The sequence below is a fragment of the Mammaliicoccus stepanovicii genome, assembly GCF_002902525.1.
Taxonomy (GTDB): Bacteria; Bacillota; Bacilli; order Staphylococcales; family Staphylococcaceae; genus Mammaliicoccus; species Mammaliicoccus stepanovicii.
Genome location: NZ_PPQZ01000077.1, coordinates 1 through 2,930 on the forward strand (window position 1 = coordinate 1; position 2,930 = coordinate 2,930).

A 2,930-nucleotide genomic window follows, 5' to 3' on the forward strand; every position below is an offset into this window, starting at 1 on the left:
GATTGGTTAAGCCAATCACTCTTTGAAGTACTATTAGTACTCAAATTATTGGAATTAACGTTGACATATTGTCATTCAGTTTTCAATGTTCATTTTAACCGCTACAAGAAATCATTATACCAGTTATTTAAATTCGATGCAAGTATTATTTTTAAAAAATAATATTTTGTTTTTTCCTTTGACGAGTTGTTTAAACCGTCATTTGGTTTTAACTAACTTGCACAATTTATATTACATTGTTATTTAGCTAAATACAAGCGTTAAATTTACACTTTATTTACCTTTTTAACAATTGCTTTATTTAAAGTTCCTCGCCTGTTTTGACGACTTTTATATAATATCAAGTAATAGTTTAAACGTCAACGATTTATCTCAACAAAAACGTGTATTTTTTCGCTTTATAAGGTACTGTATCTAATAATAGAAAATATGCTATACTTTATCAGTATTAAATAGTATGGAGGGAATAGATTTGAAACTATTTCGTAAGAAACCTACTAGTAAAATTAATAGAATAAGATCTTTTGCATTAGGATTAATCTTTCTTGGAATGATTGTAATGTATGTAGGTGTATTCTTCTTTTACTATTTTAAAAGCCAAATCGTGTTTAGTATATTCCTAGTTCTTGGTATGTTAGCTTTAGGTTTTTCATTTGTCGTTTATTTTTGGATTGGTATGCTTAGCTCTAGAACAATACAAGTACAATGTCCTAACTGTAACCATTACACCAAAATGTTAGGCCGTGCTGATATTTGCGCAAATTGTAACCAACCATTAACACTTGATAAAAATTTAGAAGGTAAAACTTTTAATCAAGACTATAACAATAAACGTAAATCTAAAAAACTAGAAGAATTAGATGACGCTAAACATGGAGATAAAAAAAGCTAAAGACAAATTGTCTTTAGCTTTTTTCGTTATTCTTACTTTGACATACTGGACAAACACCATATATTTCCATTCTGTGGTGAGTAACTGAGAAGCTCGTAACATGTTGAGCTAACTGCTCTACTTCATCTAGCCTAGGATAATGGAAGTCAGTTATCTTTCCACATTGATCACAAATGATATGGTAATGATTATGTGTTTCAAAATCAAAACGACTTGACGCATCACCATATGTTAATTCTTTAACAAGCCCAGTTTCTTTAAATACTTTTAAGTTATTATAGACTGTAGCTACACTCATATTTGGAAATTGTGGTGAAAGTGACTGATAAATTTCATCAGCAGTAGGATGATTATCTGTTTCTATTAAATATTGAAGAATTGCTTGTCTTTGTGGTGTTAAGCGAACTCCCGTACTTCTTAATGTACTAATTGCATCTTCTAAGAGGTGTTCAACATTCTCAACATTATTTTGCATCCTTACACCCACCTTCTTATTTATAATAATTATTATTTATAATATATCTCTTATAATAGTCTTTTGTCAAACAATTAATCAGTAACCTGTTTGCATATTTATTTCATTTAGTAGCTTACTTTCTACATTATTCATGTAGCTATTTAAATTTGTAATTAATATCTCTGTACATCTTTCAGTATTATGCATATCTTTACCAGTTATATGAGGCGTGATAGTTATATTCTTTAAATCAAATAGACGTGAGTTGCGATTAAGTGGTTCTTCTTCGAATACATCAATAGATGCATATCTTATTTCCCCAGTTTCTAACGCTTCTATCAATATTTCTTCATCTACAACTGTTCCTCTTCCTACATTAATAAAGTGGACATCTTTATTCATAGTAATAAAATCTTCTTGTTTCAATAAATGAAATGTTTCTTCTGTTTCTGGTAAAACATTCACAACAAAATCAGCTTTATTTAATACTTCTCTTCTATTATCTATAGAGTATACTTCATCAAAATTCTTAACACTATGCCCGTTAGTATTTATACCAATTACTTTCATATTAAAAGCTTTCGCAATTTCAGCTGTTCTTTGTGGGATCATTCCTGTACCTAAAAATAAAATTGTTTTGTTATAAATAGTATCTGGTTTTATCTTTGTATCGAATAATCTATTATCTTGGGCATCGATGCTTTCTTTAAATTGTTTAATATCATATAGAATGTAAGCAAAGATATATTCTGCTATTTGTGTAGCATGTACCCCTTTTGCATTTGTTAATTTAATGTTTCTATTTCCTATGTATTCTAATGGTAGATTATTAATACCTGTAGCAAACCAAGCGATCAATTTCAATTTATGACATTTATCTAAAAATGTTTCATTTAATTCATCATGGTAACTAATTAATATGTCCGCTTCTTCTAATACTTCAAGACGAGCTTCATTAGGATGTTTATAGAATGTGAAATTTAAATTCGGAAATGCTTTGACTAATCTTTCTTCTTGATCTTTTAGATGCATTAAAGACACAACATTCATACTATCACCCTTCCAAAAAGTTTTTAAGTTCTTCAATTTGTGTTTTCACTTTTACTTTTTCAATTATATACTCAACAATACCTTCTTTATTCAATACAAAAGTTGTTCTCACTATTCCCATTGATTCTTTACCAAATGATTTTTTTAATTGATAAACACCTACTTCATTTGATAATTTATAATCTTCATCAACTAATAGATCAAAATTTAAGCTATGTTTATTTGAAAAGTTCGTATGTTTTTTGACACTATCCCCACTAATACCATAAACATGTGCATCTAATTCATTGAACATTTCAAGGTTATCTCGAAAGTCACACGCTTCGGTCGTACAAGTTGGTGTATTATCTCTCGGATAAAAATAGACGATTGTTTTACTTCCTTTTAAGTCTTCTCTAGTTATGAATTCTCCATTTTGATTTTTTAATTTAAATTCCGGAAATTTATCTCCAATTTTAATCATGAATTGCACTCCTTATCAACGATAGTTGTTTCATTTTATGATACGATATATATGGAAATAATTAAAAC

4 protein-coding genes are annotated in these 2,930 nt (G+C 28.5%); 1 reads left to right on the plus strand and 3 read right to left on the minus strand.

What is annotated here, in order from left to right:
- The first annotated feature begins 472 nt into the window (after nucleotides 1–472).
- On the plus strand, nucleotides 473–892 hold the full coding sequence (locus CD111_RS09730) for a YgzB family protein (RefSeq protein ID WP_095087148.1): 420 nt from the start codon (nucleotides 473–475) through the stop codon (nucleotides 890–892).
- A 13-nt stretch (nucleotides 893–905) separates the two neighbouring features.
- Here the strand turns inward: CD111_RS09730 and perR are convergent, their stop codons facing one another.
- From perR to bcp, 3 genes are all read right to left on the minus strand, one after another.
- Nucleotides 906–1,367, minus strand: coding sequence for a peroxide-responsive transcriptional repressor PerR (gene perR, locus CD111_RS09735; protein ID WP_095087146.1), 462 nt, complete (start codon nucleotides 1,365–1,367; stop codon nucleotides 906–908).
- A 78-nt stretch (nucleotides 1,368–1,445) separates the two neighbouring features.
- The gene (locus CD111_RS09740) at nucleotides 1,446–2,399 is read right to left on the minus strand and encodes an NAD(P)-dependent oxidoreductase (RefSeq protein WP_095087143.1); all 954 of its coding nucleotides are present in this window, start codon (nucleotides 2,397–2,399) and stop codon (nucleotides 1,446–1,448) included.
- Nucleotides 2,400–2,403: 4 nt separating this feature from the next.
- Entirely contained in the window at nucleotides 2,404–2,862 is a 459-nt protein-coding gene (bcp, locus tag CD111_RS09745) for a thioredoxin-dependent thiol peroxidase (protein ID WP_095087140.1), read from the minus strand.
- Nucleotides 2,863–2,930: the final 68 nt, after the last annotated feature.

What these genes read in the sequence shown, in the direction of transcription:
- bcp (WP_095087140.1), bottom strand. Translation starts at nt 2,862, where the DNA reads ATGATTAAAATTGGAGATAAATTTCCGGAATTTAAATTAAAAAATCAA.
- perR (WP_095087146.1), bottom strand. Translation starts at nt 1,367, where the DNA reads ATGCAAAATAATGTTGAGAATGTTGAACACCTCTTAGAAGATGCAATT.
- CD111_RS09740 (WP_095087143.1), bottom strand. Translation starts at nt 2,399, where the DNA reads ATGAATGTTGTGTCTTTAATGCATCTAAAAGATCAAGAAGAAAGATTA.